Raw genomic sequence first — 15,988 nt, 5'->3', positions numbered from 1 at the left:
CTCGTGACGAAACTTCGAGTGCACAACCTGGCCGTCTCGATCGACGGCTTTGCCACGGGCGAAGACAGAACGTTCGAGGCTCCGTTCGGTCATGCCGGGCAGAGACTCATGTCGTGGTTCTTTCCGACTCATTCCTTCGTGAGCATGACCGGTCACGATGCCGAGGCGGCCGGTGCCGGCACCCGAGGCGTCGACGATGCGTTCGCCGCCGCGACCCAGGTGGGCATCGGTGCCGAGATCATGGGCCGAGGCAAGTTCGGGCCGCAGCAAGGACCGTGGGAAGACGAGTCCTGGCGCGGGTGGTGGGGCGAAGAGCCTCCATTCCACACGCCTGTCGTCGTGCTCACGCACCATGAGCGATCCGACATCGCAGTAGGCGAGACCACGTTCCTGTTCCGCGACGCCTCGGCACGTGATGCCCTCGAGCTCGCGGCAGAGGTGGCCGGAGGTCTCGACGTGCGCCTCGGCGGCGGCCCGACCGTCGTGCGCGAGTTTCTCGAGGCAGACCTCGTCGACCATCTGCACATCGTGGTCGTGCCGATCGTGCTTGGACGTGGCGTTCGATTGTGGGACGGCCTCGAGAGCGTCGAGGAGCGCTTCGATGTCGAGACCACTGCCTCACCATCGGGCGTAGTGCACTACGTCTTCACCCGCAAGGCCCGCTGACCGGTCGGTAGGCCACATTCCGTTCAGCCAGGCGACATCCTCGTCGAGGAGCGACGAGCACGCGCTGTGGCTGCACGAAATCTCCCTCTACAGTGGGGGTCACGCTCGGCGAAAGGGAATGACCATGGCCAAGAACGACGACACCTTCTTCTCGAGCAGCGCCCGCGATCTGCTCGCCGCGAGAGAGGGCTTCGTGCTCGCCGACCTCGACCCCGAGAGCACGCCCGGCGTCGCAGCCTCGAAGAAGCAGGGTGAGAAGGCGCTCGCGGCCGGGGCTCCCGTTCTCGACGACCTGCAGGTCAGGCTTCACGCCAACAGCCTCTCTGGCGACAGCCGAAGCGTGCTTCTCGTGCTGCAGGCGATGGATTCCGCGGGCAAGGGCGGCATCGTCAGCCACGTGATCGGCACGGTCGACCCCGAGGGCGTGGCGCACACCTCGTTCAAGAAGCCGACGCCCGAGGAACTCAGCCACGATTTTCTCTGGCGCATCCGCAACGCCCTGCCGAAGGCGGGCCAGATCGGGGTCTTCGACCGCTCACACTACGAAGACGTGCTCATCGCGCGGGTGCGCGAACTCGCGACGCCCGACGTGATCGAGCACCGCTACGAGCTCATCAATGAATTCGAGCGCCAGGTCACGGAGTCGGGCACGACCATCGTCAAGGTCATGCTCCACATCAGTTCCGACGAGCAGAAGGCCAGGCTCGGCGCCCGCCTTGAGCGCGAAGACAAGTACTGGAAGTACAACCCGGGCGACGTCGACGAGCGTCTGCTCTGGCCCGCCTATCAAGAGGCCTACCAGCTGGCGATCCAGAACACGTCGACGGAGATCGCGCCCTGGTTCGTCGTTCCTGCCAATCACAAGTGGTACGCCAGGGCCGCGGTGCAGCAGCTGCTCATCGAGACGATGTCGGCGTTCGGCCAGGGCTGGCCCCCGGCCGACTACGACATCGAGGTCGAGAAGGCGCGGCTCGCGGCGAGCTAAGAAGACGGGGAGGACTCGACGGTCAGGTCGAATCCGTCCCAGTAGACCGTGATCGCGGTCGCGCCGCCCGTGTTCAGCAGGATGCCGGCCGACGTGAACTGCTCGGGCGTCGCGCATCCGGCACCTGCTACGCCATTCGGAGTCTCGCGAGCAATCACGCAGAAGCCCCCGGCGGTGTCCTTGGCTACGAACACCTGCCAGCCCTTGACCCTGGGGTCTACCGCGCGTGTCGACGACGGGTCGATATTCCCCACGATCTGCGGAAGCCGGTCGGTGTCCTTCTGCGGCTCGTCGAACCAATGCTCGGCCGAAGCCGCGCTGCCCGAGCTTGTCCGGCCCACAGGCCCGGACGGCACCGTCGCGACGATGCCCGGGCCGAGATCGACGCGGGGTTCGCTTGTCGCAGGGGCGGTGCGCGGCAGATCGCTCAACGGAGCAGGCGCGGTCGGAGCGAGAAATGTGGCAGCCCCGGCCGTGATCACGCCCAGCACGACGAGCGCGCCCAGCACTCGAACAGAGCGAGACCGGATGCGATGGGCTCGGCGCTCGCGGGCATCTGCGGCATCGAGGGTGGCCTGGTGCAGAGCCTGCCGCTCGGCGGCCTCGCGCAGATCGAACTCGTGCAGCTCGCGCGCGGCTTCGGCGGCGCGAACCTCGTCTTCAGAAGATGTGGTGCGTCCGTATGCGGCGCGCGCGAGGGCCTGGCGCTCGGGCGCTGCGCCGGTCGAGTAGCCCGAGGCCGCTTGCGGCCGAAGCCTATCGAGACCATCTGCCGGTGGTCTCGATACGGCCGCGGGCGGCCTACTCGACCAGCGCGGACCCGCGGAGTTCCCTTCGGCAGGCTCAGGGAACGAAGTGGGCGGCACGGCGCACGCTCCTAGCCGAAGGCCTCGACGATGGGGCGGAACTTCATCTTCGTCTCGATGAGTTCGCGCTCGGGGTCGGACTCCGCCACGATGCCTGCGCCCGCATACGCGGTGATGTCGCCGTTCTCGGCTATCTGGGCGCAGCGCAACGCCACGGCCCACTCGCCATCGCCATCCGCACCGACCCACCCGACGGGCCCGGCGTAGCGACCGCGGTCGAACGGCTCGAGCTCGTCGATGAGGGCCAGCGCGGTAGCCGTCGGCGCGCCGGCGACAGCGGCCGTGGGGTGCAGGGCGGCGATCAGATCGAGCGAGGTCGAACCGTCGGAGAGGATGCCCTCGGCGTCGCTCGCGAGGTGCCACAGATTGGGCAGTTTCAGCGTGAACGGTATCTCTGAGGTGATGAGGGTGCGGGTGTGCGGCTTCAGCGACTGCACGACGCTCGCGACGGCGAAGCGGTGCTCGTCGAGGTCTTTCGAACTCGTGGCAAGCGCTATTGCGGCGTCGTGGTCTGCTTCGGCGTCTCGACCGCGCGAGATCGTGCCGGCGAGCACACGGGCGCTGACCGTGCCGTGATCGACACGCACGAGGGTCTCGGGGCTCGATCCGATGAGGCCGTCGACGGCGAAGGTCCAGCAGTCGGGGTAGCCCAGAGCGAGGTCGGTGAGAGTGCGCCGAAGATCGGCTTCGGCGGGCAGGTGCCCCACCAGATCGCGGGCGAGAACTACTTTGTTCAGTTCTCCCGCGGTGATGCGCGAGACGGCCGCCTTGACTGATTCGCGGTAGTCGTCGGGCTTTACCTGGCCGGGCAGGAGCGAGAGCCGGTATTCGGCGCCGAGCGGGCGGGCGGCGGGCATCGGAAGTGAAGGCGCGAGAGGGGCGCCCGACTCGGACACCGCTGTGATGCGGGTGATCCAGTAGGTACCCGCGCGCTTGCCGACGACGATCTCGGGAACGATGAGGGTCGAGATGAGAGCTGAGGTGGCCGAGAACGCGAAGGCGCCGAAGGCCACGAGTCCGGTGCCGGGCGACTGCAGGGGGTCGGTCACCTGCGCGAGCCGGGCGACCTCTCTCCACGTCTCGCAGGCATCCACGAATCGGTTATCGCCCGAGAACTCGAGCCGCAGCGCTACTCCTGCGCCTGCGATGCCCTCGCCCTTGCGCATCCAGAGCAGCGGATGCCGCGAGTCGAGCAGTGGCACCAGAAGTCGGATGTCGTCGACGCGGGTGGTCTCGACGACCAGCCGGGGCAGAGTTCGTGACGTTTCGCTCACTTCTTCAGCCTAGTTCCGCTGGAGCGAACGCATTCCCGAAGATGCGCTATCCCCAGCCGTCACGCGGGCTACGCAACTACACTGGGAGTGTGAATAAGGCAGACCTTACTAAAAAGCCCCAGGCGGTCTCCGCGATGTTCGACCAGGTCTCCACGCACTACGACCGCACGAACGCTGTGCTCTCGGTGGGCAACGACCAGCTGTGGCGCGCGGCCACGGTGCGGGCCGTCGACCCGAGACCGGGCGATCGCATCCTCGACCTCGCAGCAGGAACGGGAACGTCGAGCGCGGCACTCGCCGCGAAGGGCGCCCACGTGATCGCGGCTGACTTCTCGCCGGGCATGATCGAGGTCGGCAAGCGTCAGCAGGCGGGCAATCGCAATGTCGAATTCGTGCAGGCCGATGGCATGGATCTGCCCTTCGCCGACGACGAGTTCGACGCCGTTACGATCTCGTTCGGACTGCGCAACATCGTCGACCCTCACGTAGCGCTCGCAGAGCTCTACAGGGTGACCAAGCCCGGCGGTCGAATCGTGATCTGCGAATTCTCGAAGCCGCCCGCCAAGCTCGTGCGCAGCGGCTATTTCACCTACCTCAATAAGGTCATGCCCACCCTCGTGAAGCTCGCGTCGTCGAACGCCGAGGCCTATGACTACCTCGGCGATTCGATCAAGGCCTGGCCAGACCAGAAGACCCTGGCCGAGTGGATGCGCGTGGCCGGGTTCTCGAGGGTCGCGTACAAGAACCTCAGCCTCGGCATTGTCGCCCTGCACCGGGGCATCAAGCCCCGTACGGGTCAGTAGGCTGAACACGTGACCCCGAAAACACCCGTTGCTGGCACGCGTGCGCCCGCAGGCAAAGCCCGGCGCACCCAGAGCCTGTCGTCGTCGCTCAATCTGCACGACCGCCTCTTCTCGACGAGTCGCGACCGCGAGGTTGCCCGCGCGGTAGACGACGGAATCGAGCGTCTCGAGGCGAGGCTGTTCGCCGAGGTCAAATTCAGCGACGAGCTCGCCGATGTGGCGGCGCGCTATCTGCTCGAGGCCGGTGGCAAGCGCGTGCGGCCGATTCTGGCGATGCTCACTGCCCAGCTCGGCGACGGCGTGACCGACGAGGTCATCATGGCCGGCGCGTCGATCGAGCTCACTCACCTCGCTTCGCTCTATCACGACGACGTCATGGACTCGGCTCCCGTGAGACGCGGCGTTCCGACCGCGCAGAACGTCTGGGGCAACTCCATCGCGATCCTCGTCGGCGACCTGCTCTTCGCTCGCGCGTCGAAGCTGCTCTCCATCCTGGGCGAGCGCGCCATCCAGCTCCAGGCCGACACGTTCGAGCGCCTGTGCCTAGGCCAGCTGCGCGAGACGATCGGGCCCAAAGACAATGAGAACCCGATCGAGCACTACCTGCAGGTGCTGAGCGACAAGACGGGGTCGCTGATCGCAGCCTCGGCCCAGATGGGCGTCATCTTCTCGAACGCTCCCGTCGAGTACGAGCAGCCGGTGATCGAGTTCGGCGAGAAGATCGGCGTCGCGTTCCAGCTCATCGACGATGTGCTCGACATGTCGCCGCCCGCCGAGGGTGACGGCAAGACTCAGCCCACGGGCAAGAAGGCGGGTACCGACGTACGCGCGGGCGTCGTCACGCTTCCCGTTCTCTACCTGCGCAAGCGTGCCAAGCGCAACGCCGAGGCCGCGGCTTTGCTGAAGCGCATCGACGCGGTCGCCACGGCGAAGCCGGGCGACAAGGTCGACGAGGCCGCCGTCGACGCTGTGATCGCCGAACTGCGCGCGCATCCGGTGACCAAGGCCACGATCGACGAGGCGCACGGCTGGGCCCGCGGTGCCGTCGATGCTCTTGCTCCTCTTCCAGACGGAACCGTCAAGAAGACCCTCACCCGATTCGCCGACACTGTGGTGGATCGCACAAATTAAGGAAACACCTCCCTAAATGACCACGTTGCGACTGGCCATCGTCGGAGCCGGCCCCGCCGGAATCTACGCTGCCGACCTTCTGATCAAGGCCGAACGTCATTTCGACGTCTCGATCGACCTCTTCGAGCACCTTCCCGCTCCATACGGACTCGTTCGCTACGGCGTCGCACCCGACCACCCGCGCATCAAGGGCATCATCACCGCTCTGCGCGAGGTGCTCGATCGCGGTGACATCCGCTTCTTCGGCAATGTGCGCTACGGCGTCGACGTGACCCTCGACGACCTCAAGAAGCACTACAACGCCGTCATCTTCGCCACGGGCGCCATCACCGACGCGCCGCTGGCGATCCCCGGCATCGAGCTCGAGGGCTCCTACGGCGCCGCCGACTTCGTGAGCTGGTTCGACGGCCATCCGGATGTTCCGCGCACGTGGCCGCTCGAGGCCCAGTCGGTCGCCGTGATCGGCAACGGCAACGTCGCGCTCGACGTGTCGCGCATCCTCGCCAAGCACGCCGACGACCTGCTGCCCACCGAGATCCCCGACAACGTCTACGAGATCCTCAAGTCGTCGCCCGTCACCGATGTGCATGTCTTCGGTCGCCGGGGCCCCGCGCAGGTCAAGTTCACCCCGCTCGAGCTGCGTGAGCTCGGCGAGATGCGTGACGTCGACATGATCGTCTACGACGAGGATTTCGAGCTCGACGAGGCCTCGAAGGCCGCGATCGCGAGCAACAAGCAGGTCTTCGTCATCAACAAGGTGCTCAATCAGTGGCGTGAGCGGCCGGTGGGCGAGGCCTCTCGCCGCCTGCACCTGCACTTCTACGCGAAGCCGCTCGAAATCACATCGGATGCCGATGGCCGGGTCGCGTCGATCCGTTACGAACGCACGCGGCCCGACGGTGCCGGCAGCGTCGAGGGAACGGGCGAGATCCGCGAGATCGAGATCCAGGCCATCTATCGGGCCGTGGGGTATTTCGGATCGCCGCTCGCCGACATCCCGTTCGATGAGCGCCACGGCGTGATCCCGAATCACGAGGGCCAGGCGCTCGCCGACGACAACTCCGTCATTCCCGGCGTCTACGCCACAGGATGGATCAAGCGCGGCCCAGTGGGTCTCATCGGGCACACCAAGTCCGATGCCATGGAGACCATCCAGCACGTTGTGAACGACCAGGCGAGCTGGTGGGCGCCGACTCACCCCGACGAGCAGAGCATCGTCGAATTGCTCACCTCACGAGGTGTCGAGTTCACGACCATCGACGGCTGGCACCAGCTCGACCAACACGAGCTCGCGCTCGGCGAGGCCGAGGGTCGCCTGCGTAAGAAGGTCGTGCCGCGCGACGAGATGATCCGAGTTTCCAACACCTGACGCCTTATTGTTACCGGCCGAAGCGAACTCGTGACGTAGCATGTGTGAAGTGGGTTCTCCGAGGCGGAGGTGATGACGTGACTGAACTGGCTCCTGCGCCGAGCGCGCCCGAGGCATCGGTTGCGCCCGAGGCGAGCGTCGAGCCCGTCGATCCGGCCGCGTCTGCTGCGCCCGAGACGACCCGATGGGTCATTCCCGAGGCGACGAAGAAGAAGAAGCGTCATCTCGGGCTCTGGCTCGGCATCCCCGCTGCCGTAGCGACGATCGCGCTGGTCGCCGCCTCGTTGCTGTTGATCGCACCCGGCACCACCGTCGCCGGCGTGAATGTCGGCGGAATGACCGTCGGAGCCGCATCCGACGCCGTGAGTCAGCGACTCGCCAACACGGCTGTCGTCATTACCGGAGCCGACGGCGACAAGATCGTGAACGGCGCCCAGCTCGGTGCCAGCATCGCGAACGCCTCGACCAGCAGCTCGGCCACCGAACTCAAGGGCGCCGACCTCGGCGCATCGGTCGACGCTCAGACGCTCGCCGAGAAGGCGTACTCCCAGAGTCCGTTCTGGAACGTGACCGAGTGGAACGCGAAGACAGCCGTCACGCCGACCGTCAAGATCGATACCAAGACGGCGACGTCCGCCCTGCGCAAACTCGCTCCCGAACTCTTCGTCGATCCGGTGAACGCGACGATGGCCTTCGACTCCGCAACGGCCACCTACGTCGTCACACCCGCCGTCGACGGCGCGGGCGTAGACCTCGATTCGTTCCGCAGCGCGTTGCAAGACGCGCTCGTCTCGGGCAAAACCAGTGTCGACGTCGCTGTGACACCGACTGTGGTAGCTGCGTCTGCATCGACCGATTCTGTGACCGCGACGGCCACTGAGTTGAACACCATTCTCGACACCGCAGGCTTCTATGTCGGCGAGGAGCGCACCGTTCCGGTCGACCGCGCAGTGGTGGCATCGTGGATCACGCTCTCGACGAACGACGACGGCAGCTACAGCTACACGGCAGACAAGGCGGCCATTCAGAAGGTCGTCGACACCCTGCCGGCGGCTGTGAACCGTGATGTGGTCAACGGCACCGAGATCACCGATACAGAAGGTGCGACGCTCGATACGATCGCCGCGGGCGCCGACGGGCGTGCACTCGGCGATACCAGTGGGGTCGCTGCCGCCTACGCGACTCAGTTGGCTGAAGGCAAGCCGGTGTTCGAGCTTCCCGTCACCGTCACCGCCGCCCAGGTCACGAAGACATCGCGCAATATCGTGGTCAACCTGAGCGAACAGCGCGAGTATCTCTTCGAGAACGGTCAGGTCATCGACAGTTTCCTGATCTCGTCGGGTGTGTCAGGGCACGATTCGCACACGGGCAACTTCCGCATCACGGCCAAGCTGAGTTCGCAGAACATGGGCAACCCCGACCTGACCCAGGCGCCGAACTACTACACGCAGAACGTGCCTGACGTCATGTACTACAACGGTGACGAGGCTCTTCACGGTGCGTATTGGCACAACAACTTCGGCAATGTCATGAGCCACGGCTGCATCAACATGCCGCTCGACAAGGCCGCCAATGTCTTCGACTGGGCCCCGATGGGCACCGAGGTCACCGTCACCTACTGACGTTCGACTCGCCGCTGCTCCTCGGTCGGTCCTGGTGGGCTGTCATACTTAGGTAATGCTTACCTTCACCCGGCCCGCGACGAGGGTGCTGGGATTCTTCGCCCTTCTCGTCGTCGTGCTCCTCTCGGTGGGGGCCAGCCTGTTGCTCGGGAGTCGTTCTATCGATGTGGCTTCGGTGTTCGACGCGGTGTTCTCGCGTGGCACCGCCAGCGTCGAGCAGATGGTGGTGCTCGATCTGCGCGTTCCCCGCACGATCATCGGTCTCGTTGCGGGTGCGGCACTCGGACTCGCGGGCGCGCTGATGCAAGGACTCACCCGAAACCCGCTCGCTGATCCGGGTCTCCTGGGGGTGAACGCCGGTGCGTCGCTCGCGGTGGTCGCGGCTATCGCGTTCTTCGGAGTGACGGCACCGTCAGGGTACGTCTGGTTCGCCTTCGGGGGAGCCGCGCTGGCAGCGGCGCTGGTCTACGCTGTGGCTTCTGGGCGCACGGGGCCGTCTCCGCTCAGCCTCACCCTCGCCGGCGCGGCCACGACGGCGGTGCTCACATCGTTCATCACCCTGATTCTGCTGCGCGACCTCGATACTCTCGCGCAGTTCCGCTTCTGGTCTGCGGGCTCTCTGGTGGGCCGAGACGTGTCCACTGTCGCCACCGTGTCGCCGTTCCTCGTCGTAGGGGCGGCAGCCGCTCTGCTGCTCGGGCGCAGCCTCAACTCGCTCGCTCTCGGTGACGATGTGGCCCGGGGGCTCGGCCAGCGTGTGGGACTCACCCGCATCGTCGCGGGCGTCGCCATCATTCTCCTGTGCGGCTCGGCGACGTCGCTTGCTGGCCCCCTCGTGTTCGTCGGCCTCGTCGTGCCGCACATCGTGCGTCGCTTCGTTGGGGCCGACTATCGCTGGATCCTGCTCTGGTCGATGCCTCTCGGGGCGGCGTTGCTCGTCATCGCCGACACCGTCGGGCGCCTCATCGCCCCGCCCTCGGAGCTCGAGGCGGGCATCGTGGTCGCGCTCATCGGTGCGCCCGCGCTGATCGTCCTCGTCAGAGGAAACAGGGCGGTCACACGATGACCGTGCCGGAGCGATACCAGCCCCTTCTCGACGATCTCGCGCGTGTCGCCGTCGCCCGCCGCGCTGGGCGCATCCGGTCTCTCGTCGTCGCTGTCGTTATGGCGGCGGCGCTCGTGGGGCTGGCCGTGCTGGCGCTGATGCTCGGCGATCGGGTCGTCGCGCCGGGTGATGTTCTCACCACTCTGTTCGGCGGAGGCAGCGGTGGCGACCGCTTCGTGATCTTCGGCCTCCGCGTGCCTCGACTTCTGCTCGGCCTGATGGTCGGCGCGGCCTTCGGGCTTGCCGGCGCGGTCTTCCAGAGTCTGCTCGGCAACCCCCTGGCGAGCCCCGACATCATCGGCATCACCCAGGGCGCCAGCGCAGCCGCTGTCGGATCGATCCTGCTGCTCGGCTGGAGCGGCCTCGCCGTCTCGTTCGCCGCGTTCGGGGGCGCCGTGCTTGTGGCCGGCCTCATCACCGTACTCGCCGCCCGACACGGCGTCGTCGGATCTCGCTTCGTGCTCATCGGCATCGCTCTCGCCTTTCTGGCGCAGGCGGCGATCAATTTCATGCTCACCCGCTCCGATGTGCGCGACGCGCAGTCGGCACTCGTCTGGCTGGTCGGCAGCCTCGGAACTGTCACGTCGGAGGAGCTGACCAGCACCGCCGTGGGGCTCGTCGTGCTCGCGGTGGCGCTCGCCGTCGTGTCGCCCCGGCTCCGGATGCTGCAACTCGGCGACGAGGCCGCCACCGGCCTCGGCGTGCGCGTCACGCCGGCGCGGCTCGTCATCACCCTGATCGCTGTGGGGCTGGCGGCCGTCGCCACGGCTGCCGCAGGGCCGGTCGTCTTCGTGGCCTTCGTCTCGGCGCCTATCGCGCGTCGGCTTCTGGGCGGAACGGGGCCCGCTCTCGTCGTGAGTGCACTCGTGGGCGCGCTCGTGGTGACGGGCTCCGACCTGATCGCTCAGCACGCGGTCTCCGGTCTCCAGGTGCCCGTGGGCATCGTGACGGGCATCGTGGGCGCCCCCGTTCTACTAATTCTGCTGGCCCGCAGCAACCGATCGAGAGGAACAGCATGACGTCTCATGAACTGCGAGCGGATTCTCTATCTCTCGGCTACGACGGGCGTCGTGTCGTCGAGAACCTCGACGCCGTCATCCCCGACGGCCGCGTCACCGTGATCGTGGGCCCGAACGCCTGCGGCAAATCGACCCTTCTCCGCGCGTTCGCGCGGCTGATGCGCCCGGAGGCGGGCATCGTGACGCTCGACGGAACGGATGTGCACCGCTACCCGAGCAAGCAACTGGCCACCGTGCTCGGCCTGCTTCCTCAGCAGCCGATCGCTCCCGACGGCATCACCGTGGCCGATCTGGTGGGGCGTGGACGGTTTCCTCGCCAGGGGCTGTTCAGGCAGTGGACCGCCGAGGATTCCGAGGCCGTCGCGGAGGCTCTGCGGTCGACCGACACGGTCGATCTGGCCGACCGTCGTATCGACGAACTGTCGGGTGGCCAGCGCCAGCGGGTCTGGATCGCCATGGCGCTCGCGCAACAGACCGACATTCTGCTGCTCGACGAGCCCACGACCTTCCTCGATGTGACCCACCAGATCGAGGTTCTCGACCTGCTCCACGAACTGAACCGCGAGCGGGGAACCACCGTGGTGATGGTGCTGCACGACCTCAATCTGGCGGCGCGCTATGCCGATCACCTCGTGGTGATGTCGGCCGGAAAGATCGTGGCGGAGGGGGCGCCGGCCGATGTGATCTCGGTCGACACCGTGGGCGCTGCGTTCGGTCTCGAGGCCGTCATCATCGACGATCCCATCAGTCACTCACCCATGGTCGTACCGATGGGGCGTTTTCATCACGGTCTGTGAAGCATTAGCGGTTTTCGACCAGGTGAGCTTAGGCTTACCTAACATCCCTTGCCACTTCGCATCACCATTGGAGAATTTTCCGTGCCCCGAAGAATGAAACTCGCTGCGGTCGTCGCGTCGACTCTCACCGCCGCACTCCTGCTCGCCGGCTGCAGCACCGCTGCCTCAGACTCCTCGACCGACTCCGCGTCGGCTGGCGGAGCGACCATCGAGCACGCTTTCGGTGAGACCACCGTGCCGGCCAACCCGAAGAACGTCGTGACGCTCGGATGGGGCAGCACCGACGCATCCATCGCCCTCGGGGTGATTCCTGTCGCCATCCCGTTCGACTCGTACGCGGGCGACAAAGACGGCGTGCTGCCCTGGGTCAAAGACGCGATCGACAAAGACGGCGCCGCGATGCCGACGATCCTTCCCGAGTCGCCCGACGAGCCGCCGTACGAAGCCATCGCTGCTGCCGACCCCGACGTCATTCTGGCCGTCTACTCGGGCATCACCGAGGAGCAGTACAAGAAGCTCTCGGAGATCGCCCCGACCGTCGCATACCCCGACCAGGCGTGGAGCACCCCGTGGCGCGACGTCGTCACCACCGTGGGCACCGCTCTCGGCAAGAGCGACGAGGCCAAGAAGGTACTCGATGGCATCGACGCGCAGATCGCGCAGAAGGCAGCTGAGCACCCCGAGTTCAAGGGAAAGACTCTCGCCGCCGTGGCCGACAGCTCCGGCACGTTCTACGTCTACAAGAAGAACGATCCGCGGGTGGGCTTCATGTTCGACCTCGGCTTCACGAATGCCCCCGCCGTCGATGATCTGTCGAACGGCGATGGCACGTTCTTCTACACGCTCAGCTACGAGCAGCTCGACAAGCTCCAGGCCGATGTCGTGCTGAATTATGCGACCACACAGCCCGAGGCCGATGCGTTCACCAGTTCGCCGCAGACGTCCGTGATTCCGGCCGTCGCTGCCGGGCACGCCGCGCAGCTGGTGGGAGCACAGAACATCTCCGCCGTCTCACCGCCCACCGCGCTGTCGCTCCCGTGGGGCCTCGACAACCTCGTCGACACTCTGGCGGCCGCCGCAAAGTAACGACACTGTTCCCTGAGCTTGTCGAAGGGCCCCTTCGACAAGCTCAGGGAACGACCCGTCAGCGTGCGAACGGTCCGCGCAGTGCGGCCCACTGCAGCAGCATGATGGTCTTCGCGTCGATGATGTCGTTGCCGATGCGGTCGAGTGCCTCGTCGAAGTCGATCTCGAGCAATTCGATCTCTTCGCCCTCGTCGGCGAGCCCGCCACCGGCATCCGCTCGGGTGTCGGGCGAATAGGGCGCGGCGAAGAAGAAGAGCTTCTCTGTGACAGAACCCGGGCTCATATAGGCCTCGAATACAGGGCTCACCTCGCCGATCTCGTGCCCGGTCTCCTCACGCGCCTCGCGCCGGATGGCGGTGAGCGGGTCGTCGTCATCGAGCAGGCCCGCGGCCGCCTCGATGAGATTGCCGTCGGGATGCCCGTTCACGTATGCCGGGTAGCGGAACTGACGGGTCAGCAGCACCGTGCGCTTCTCGAGCGAGTAGAGCAGGATGGTCGCACCGTTGCCGCGATCGTACGTCTCGCGGTGCTGCGTCTCCCACACCCCGTCGGCGCGCTGGTATTCCAGCGTGTTGGCACGGAAGACGTGCCAGTTCGACGAGAGCAGTCGCACGTCTTTGACGCGAACGCGGGGGTTGCCCGTCAGCTCACGGCCGGTCTGGTCGAGGCCGGTGCGGCCCCGGGCGTCTGGAATGTCGACGCCGGGAACTGCCGCGGGCTGCTGGGCGGCGGCCGGCGTGCCGGCATCCATCGTCATCTGCCCGCCGATCAGCGGAAGTTGATGAACTGGAGGGCCACGTCGAGATCAGCGCCCTTGAGCAGCGCCATGGTGGCCTGCAGGTCGTCGCGGCTCTTCGACGAGACGCGCAGCTCGTCGCCCTGAATCTGGCTCTTGACGCCCTTCGGGGCCTCGTCGCGAATGAGCTTCGAGATCTTCTTGGCGGCCTCTTGCTCGATGCCGTTCTTCATGGATGCCTCGAGCCGGTACTCCTTGCCCGATGCGTAGGGCTCGCCCACGTCGAGGCTGCGCAGCGAGATGCCGCGCTTGATGAGCTTGGCCTCGAACACCTCGAGGATCGCCTTCACTCGCTCGGCGGAGTTGGCCTTCATCAGAACCTTCTCGCCGCTCCACTCGATGGAGGCGCCGATGTTCTTGAAGTCGTAGCGCTGCTCCACCTCTTTGTGCGCCTGGTTGAGGGCGTTGTCCGCCTCCATCTTGTCGACCTTGCTGACTACGTCGAAGCTTGAATCTGCCATGCGCACCAGTTTAGCTTTTCGCCATGTCGCCGAACGCGGGTGTTCTCGCCGAGCGTGCAGGCGCGGCCACCGCGTTGGGCGAGAACACCCGCGCTCGGTGCCGCGTCAGACCTGATCCGTACACTGGTGCGAGTGCGCCGCTCCCTTCTTCTTGCCCCGGTTTTCGTCGTCGCGTTCGCTCTCGTCGGGTGCACGACGTCACCCGAGCCCAGCGAACCGGAGACGGCGGAGGCTCCTGCCAAGGCCGCGCTCGAGGCGGCCGTAGCTCCCGATGTCGACCCCTGGGCGGGCCTGCCGACTCTCATCGACGCTGACTGGGCGGCGAGCGCGGCCGCGGCCACCGGCATCCCGGATCGCGCGATGCTCGCGTATGGCGGAGCAGCCGTCTATGTCGCCAATCAGAACCCGGGCTGCAACCTGGGGTGGAACACGCTGGCGGGCATCGGCGAGATGGAGAGTCACCACGGCACGATCGACGGCTCGTCGATCGGCGCCGACGGGCTCGTCACCCCGCCCATTCTCGGCATCGCGCTCGACGGTGCGACGACGAACGCCATTCCCGACAGCGATCAGGGCACGATCGACGGCGACGCTGAGTGGGATCGCGCGGTCGGCCCGCTGCAGTTCATTCCCGACAGCTGGCGCAACTGGGGTGCAGACGGGTCGGGCGACGGAAAGGTCGATCCGCAGAACTTCGACGACGCCGTTCTGGCCACGGCGAACTACCTCTGCCACGCCGGCGGAGACCTCTCTGTGGCCGACAACTGGCGCATGGCCATCGCGGCATACAACGACGCGGCGCCCTATGCGCTGGGTGTCTCCGAGTACGCCATCCGCTATTCCGAGGACGTGGCGAAGGCCTGATTTCGCCGACAGCCTGAAGGCGGGTAATGTGTACACGCGCCTTCGGTTGTGTGTTTCACGTGGTCGGGTGCGCCCTGGCAAGTTACCCAAGCGGCCAAAGGGATCTGACTGTAAATCAGCCGTCTTAGACTTCGGGGGTTCGAATCCCTCACTTGCCACCAGAAAAGCCCTGCGAATCGCGCGATTCGCGGGGCTTTCTTCGTAGCGGGGTGTGCGCGGTTCGCGTCTTCGCCTGATTGTGCCCATCTACCTCCATTTGTGCGGCGAAGCACCGACGTAATGGAGGTAAACGGGCACAGTCGTCGCCGCACCCGCGGAGTGCGCCACCGATTGTTGGCAGACTGGTCGCGTGAACTCTCTTGTGCCAGCCGCGCCCCGCGCGCAGAAGATCATGTCCTCCGACGGGCTGCAGTTGGCCACCTACGAGTTCGGCGATGCGGATGCGCCGACCGTCATCGCGGTGCACGGCTTCGCGTCGAGCGCGCTCGTCAATTGGCACGCGACAGGGTGGACTCGCGATCTCACGCGGGCGGGCTATCGGGTGATCGCCCTCGATCAGCGTGGGCATGGCGAGAGCGACAAGCCTCACGACCCCGCCGCTTATTCGATGGAACAGCTCGTGGCCGATCTCGTGGTGGTGATGGACACCTACCTGATCGACGAGGCGGTCTACGCGGGGTATTCGCTGGGCGCGCGGGTCGGCTGGCAGGCCGCACTCGATCTACCGGGGCGCATCACCCGGGCGGTTCTCGGCGGAATCCCCGACGGCCAGCCGCTCACCCGGCTGCGCACCGACGAGGCGAGGGCATTCATCGAGACCGGCACCGAGGTCGAAGATCGGATCACCCGTGCCTACGTCACGATGGCTTCCGCCATTCCGGGCAACGATCTCGAGGCCCTGATGAGCCTTGTCGACGGCATGCGCGACGGCATCCAACCCGACCCGGCGCATCCGCCCCTGCAGCCCGTGTTGTTCGCGACGGGCAGCGACGACTCGATCCTCGAGCGCTCGCGCTCGCTCGCGGCGGCGACACCGAACGGCGTCTTCTACGAGATCCCCGGTCGTAACCACTTCAATGCGCCCACGTCGCGCCACTTCCGCACCGCGGCGATCGAGTTCCTGCGCGCCTGAGATCTCGATGGG

At 66.3% G+C, this 15,988-nt stretch carries 16 protein-coding genes and 1 tRNA gene; 13 read left to right on the top strand and 4 right to left on the bottom strand.

Annotated features, from left to right (window positions below; translation table 11 throughout):
• Positions 1 to 3: 3 nt before the first annotated feature.
• Positions 4 to 666: a dihydrofolate reductase family protein gene (locus tag B9Y86_RS03680; RefSeq protein WP_085483013.1), complete on the top strand. Its 663-nt coding sequence runs from the start codon at positions 4 to 6 to the stop codon at positions 664 to 666.
• A 124-nt stretch (positions 667 to 790) separates the two neighbouring features.
• A complete protein-coding gene (locus B9Y86_RS03675; RefSeq protein ID WP_085483770.1) occupies positions 791 to 1,651 on the top strand; it encodes a PPK2 family polyphosphate kinase in 861 nt (286 codons plus the stop codon).
• Here B9Y86_RS03675 and B9Y86_RS03670 read toward each other — a convergent pair.
• Positions 1,648 to 2,517 carry a hypothetical protein gene (locus tag B9Y86_RS03670; protein WP_085483011.1) on the bottom strand — a complete coding sequence of 290 codons (870 nt, stop codon included), beginning with the start codon at positions 2,515 to 2,517 and terminating at the stop codon, positions 1,648 to 1,650. The two genes, B9Y86_RS03675 and B9Y86_RS03670, sit on opposite strands and share 4 nt — an antisense overlap.
• Positions 2,518 to 2,528: 11 nt before the next feature.
• On the bottom strand, positions 2,529 to 3,791 hold the full coding sequence (locus B9Y86_RS03665; RefSeq protein ID WP_085483009.1) for an isochorismate synthase: 1,263 nt from the start codon (positions 3,789 to 3,791) through the stop codon (positions 2,529 to 2,531).
• Positions 3,792 to 3,880: 89 nt separating this feature from the next.
• Here B9Y86_RS03665 and ubiE point away from each other — a divergent pair, with 89 nt between their 5' ends.
• From ubiE to B9Y86_RS03625, 8 genes are all read left to right on the top strand, one after another.
• Positions 3,881 to 4,594: a bifunctional demethylmenaquinone methyltransferase/2-methoxy-6-polyprenyl-1,4-benzoquinol methylase UbiE gene (gene ubiE, locus B9Y86_RS03660; protein WP_244894615.1), complete on the top strand. Its 714-nt coding sequence runs from the start codon at positions 3,881 to 3,883 to the stop codon at positions 4,592 to 4,594.
• A gap of 9 nt (positions 4,595 to 4,603) precedes the next feature.
• Positions 4,604 to 5,725 (top strand): polyprenyl synthetase family protein, encoded by a 1,122-nt coding sequence (locus B9Y86_RS03655; protein ID WP_085483005.1) that lies wholly within the window; start codon positions 4,604 to 4,606, stop codon positions 5,723 to 5,725.
• Positions 5,726 to 5,741: 16 nt separating this feature from the next.
• Complete coding sequence (locus B9Y86_RS03650; protein WP_085483003.1) at positions 5,742 to 7,094, top strand: FAD-dependent oxidoreductase; 1,353 nt, start codon at positions 5,742 to 5,744, stop codon at positions 7,092 to 7,094.
• A 77-nt stretch (positions 7,095 to 7,171) separates the two neighbouring features.
• The gene (locus B9Y86_RS03645) at positions 7,172 to 8,716 is read left to right on the top strand and encodes a L,D-transpeptidase family protein (protein ID WP_085483768.1); all 1,545 of its coding nucleotides are present in this window, start codon (positions 7,172 to 7,174) and stop codon (positions 8,714 to 8,716) included.
• Between the two features lie 55 nt (positions 8,717 to 8,771).
• Positions 8,772 to 9,782 (top strand): FecCD family ABC transporter permease, encoded by a 1,011-nt coding sequence (locus B9Y86_RS03640; protein WP_085483001.1) that lies wholly within the window; start codon positions 8,772 to 8,774, stop codon positions 9,780 to 9,782.
• On the top strand, positions 9,779 to 10,840 hold the full coding sequence (locus B9Y86_RS03635) for a FecCD family ABC transporter permease (protein ID WP_085482999.1): 1,062 nt from the start codon (positions 9,779 to 9,781) through the stop codon (positions 10,838 to 10,840). The genes B9Y86_RS03640 and B9Y86_RS03635 overlap by 4 nt, the downstream gene beginning before the upstream one ends.
• On the top strand, positions 10,837 to 11,637 hold the full coding sequence (locus B9Y86_RS03630; RefSeq protein WP_085482997.1) for an ABC transporter ATP-binding protein: 801 nt from the start codon (positions 10,837 to 10,839) through the stop codon (positions 11,635 to 11,637). The genes B9Y86_RS03635 and B9Y86_RS03630 overlap by 4 nt, the downstream gene beginning before the upstream one ends.
• Before the next feature lie 81 nt (positions 11,638 to 11,718).
• Positions 11,719 to 12,723, top strand: coding sequence for an iron-siderophore ABC transporter substrate-binding protein (locus B9Y86_RS03625; protein WP_244894614.1), 1,005 nt, complete (start codon positions 11,719 to 11,721; stop codon positions 12,721 to 12,723).
• Positions 12,724 to 12,781: 58 nt separating this feature from the next.
• Here the strand turns inward: B9Y86_RS03625 and B9Y86_RS03620 are convergent, their stop codons facing one another.
• Together B9Y86_RS03620 and B9Y86_RS03615 are read right to left on the bottom strand one after the other, a co-directional pair.
• Entirely contained in the window at positions 12,782 to 13,480 is a 699-nt protein-coding gene (locus tag B9Y86_RS03620) for an NUDIX domain-containing protein (protein WP_244894613.1), read from the bottom strand.
• Positions 13,481 to 13,491: 11 nt separating this feature from the next.
• Positions 13,492 to 13,980 (bottom strand): YajQ family cyclic di-GMP-binding protein, encoded by a 489-nt coding sequence (locus B9Y86_RS03615; protein WP_055776386.1) that lies wholly within the window; start codon positions 13,978 to 13,980, stop codon positions 13,492 to 13,494.
• Between the two features lie 132 nt (positions 13,981 to 14,112).
• Here B9Y86_RS03615 and B9Y86_RS03610 point away from each other — a divergent pair, with 132 nt between their 5' ends.
• The 3 genes from B9Y86_RS03610 to B9Y86_RS03600 all read left to right on the top strand — a co-directional run bounded on the left by B9Y86_RS03610 (position 14,113) and on the right by B9Y86_RS03600 (position 15,976).
• The gene (locus B9Y86_RS03610; RefSeq protein ID WP_139824709.1) at positions 14,113 to 14,844 is read left to right on the top strand and encodes a lytic transglycosylase domain-containing protein; all 732 of its coding nucleotides are present in this window, start codon (positions 14,113 to 14,115) and stop codon (positions 14,842 to 14,844) included.
• A gap of 76 nt (positions 14,845 to 14,920) precedes the next feature.
• Positions 14,921 to 15,005: transfer RNA gene (locus B9Y86_RS03605), tRNA-Tyr, on the top strand.
• 188 nt (positions 15,006 to 15,193) lie between these two features.
• Positions 15,194 to 15,976 (top strand): alpha/beta fold hydrolase, encoded by a 783-nt coding sequence (locus tag B9Y86_RS03600; protein WP_425319456.1) that lies wholly within the window; start codon positions 15,194 to 15,196, stop codon positions 15,974 to 15,976.
• The last annotated feature ends 12 nt before the right edge of the window (positions 15,977 to 15,988 follow it).

Origin of the sequence: Agreia pratensis, assembly GCF_900177685.1 — a bacterium.
Classification (GTDB): domain Bacteria; phylum Actinomycetota; class Actinomycetes; order Actinomycetales; family Microbacteriaceae; genus Agreia; species Agreia pratensis.
Note: the sequence above shows the minus strand (reverse complement) of the source record. Positions and strands in the feature narration are given on the sequence as shown.

What these genes read in the sequence shown, in the direction of transcription:
- B9Y86_RS03615 (WP_055776386.1), bottom strand. Translation starts at nt 13,980, where the DNA reads ATGGCAGATTCAAGCTTCGACGTAGTCAGCAAGGTCGACAAGATGGAG.
- B9Y86_RS03640 (WP_085483001.1), top strand. Translation starts at nt 8,772, where the DNA reads ATGCTTACCTTCACCCGGCCCGCGACGAGGGTGCTGGGATTCTTCGCC.
- B9Y86_RS03650 (WP_085483003.1), top strand. Translation starts at nt 5,742, where the DNA reads ATGACCACGTTGCGACTGGCCATCGTCGGAGCCGGCCCCGCCGGAATC.
- B9Y86_RS03630 (WP_085482997.1), top strand. Translation starts at nt 10,837, where the DNA reads ATGACGTCTCATGAACTGCGAGCGGATTCTCTATCTCTCGGCTACGAC.
- B9Y86_RS03675 (WP_085483770.1), top strand. Translation starts at nt 791, where the DNA reads ATGGCCAAGAACGACGACACCTTCTTCTCGAGCAGCGCCCGCGATCTG.
- B9Y86_RS03635 (WP_085482999.1), top strand. Translation starts at nt 9,779, where the DNA reads ATGACCGTGCCGGAGCGATACCAGCCCCTTCTCGACGATCTCGCGCGT.
- B9Y86_RS03620 (WP_244894613.1), bottom strand. Translation starts at nt 13,480, where the DNA reads ATGACGATGGATGCCGGCACGCCGGCCGCCGCCCAGCAGCCCGCGGCA.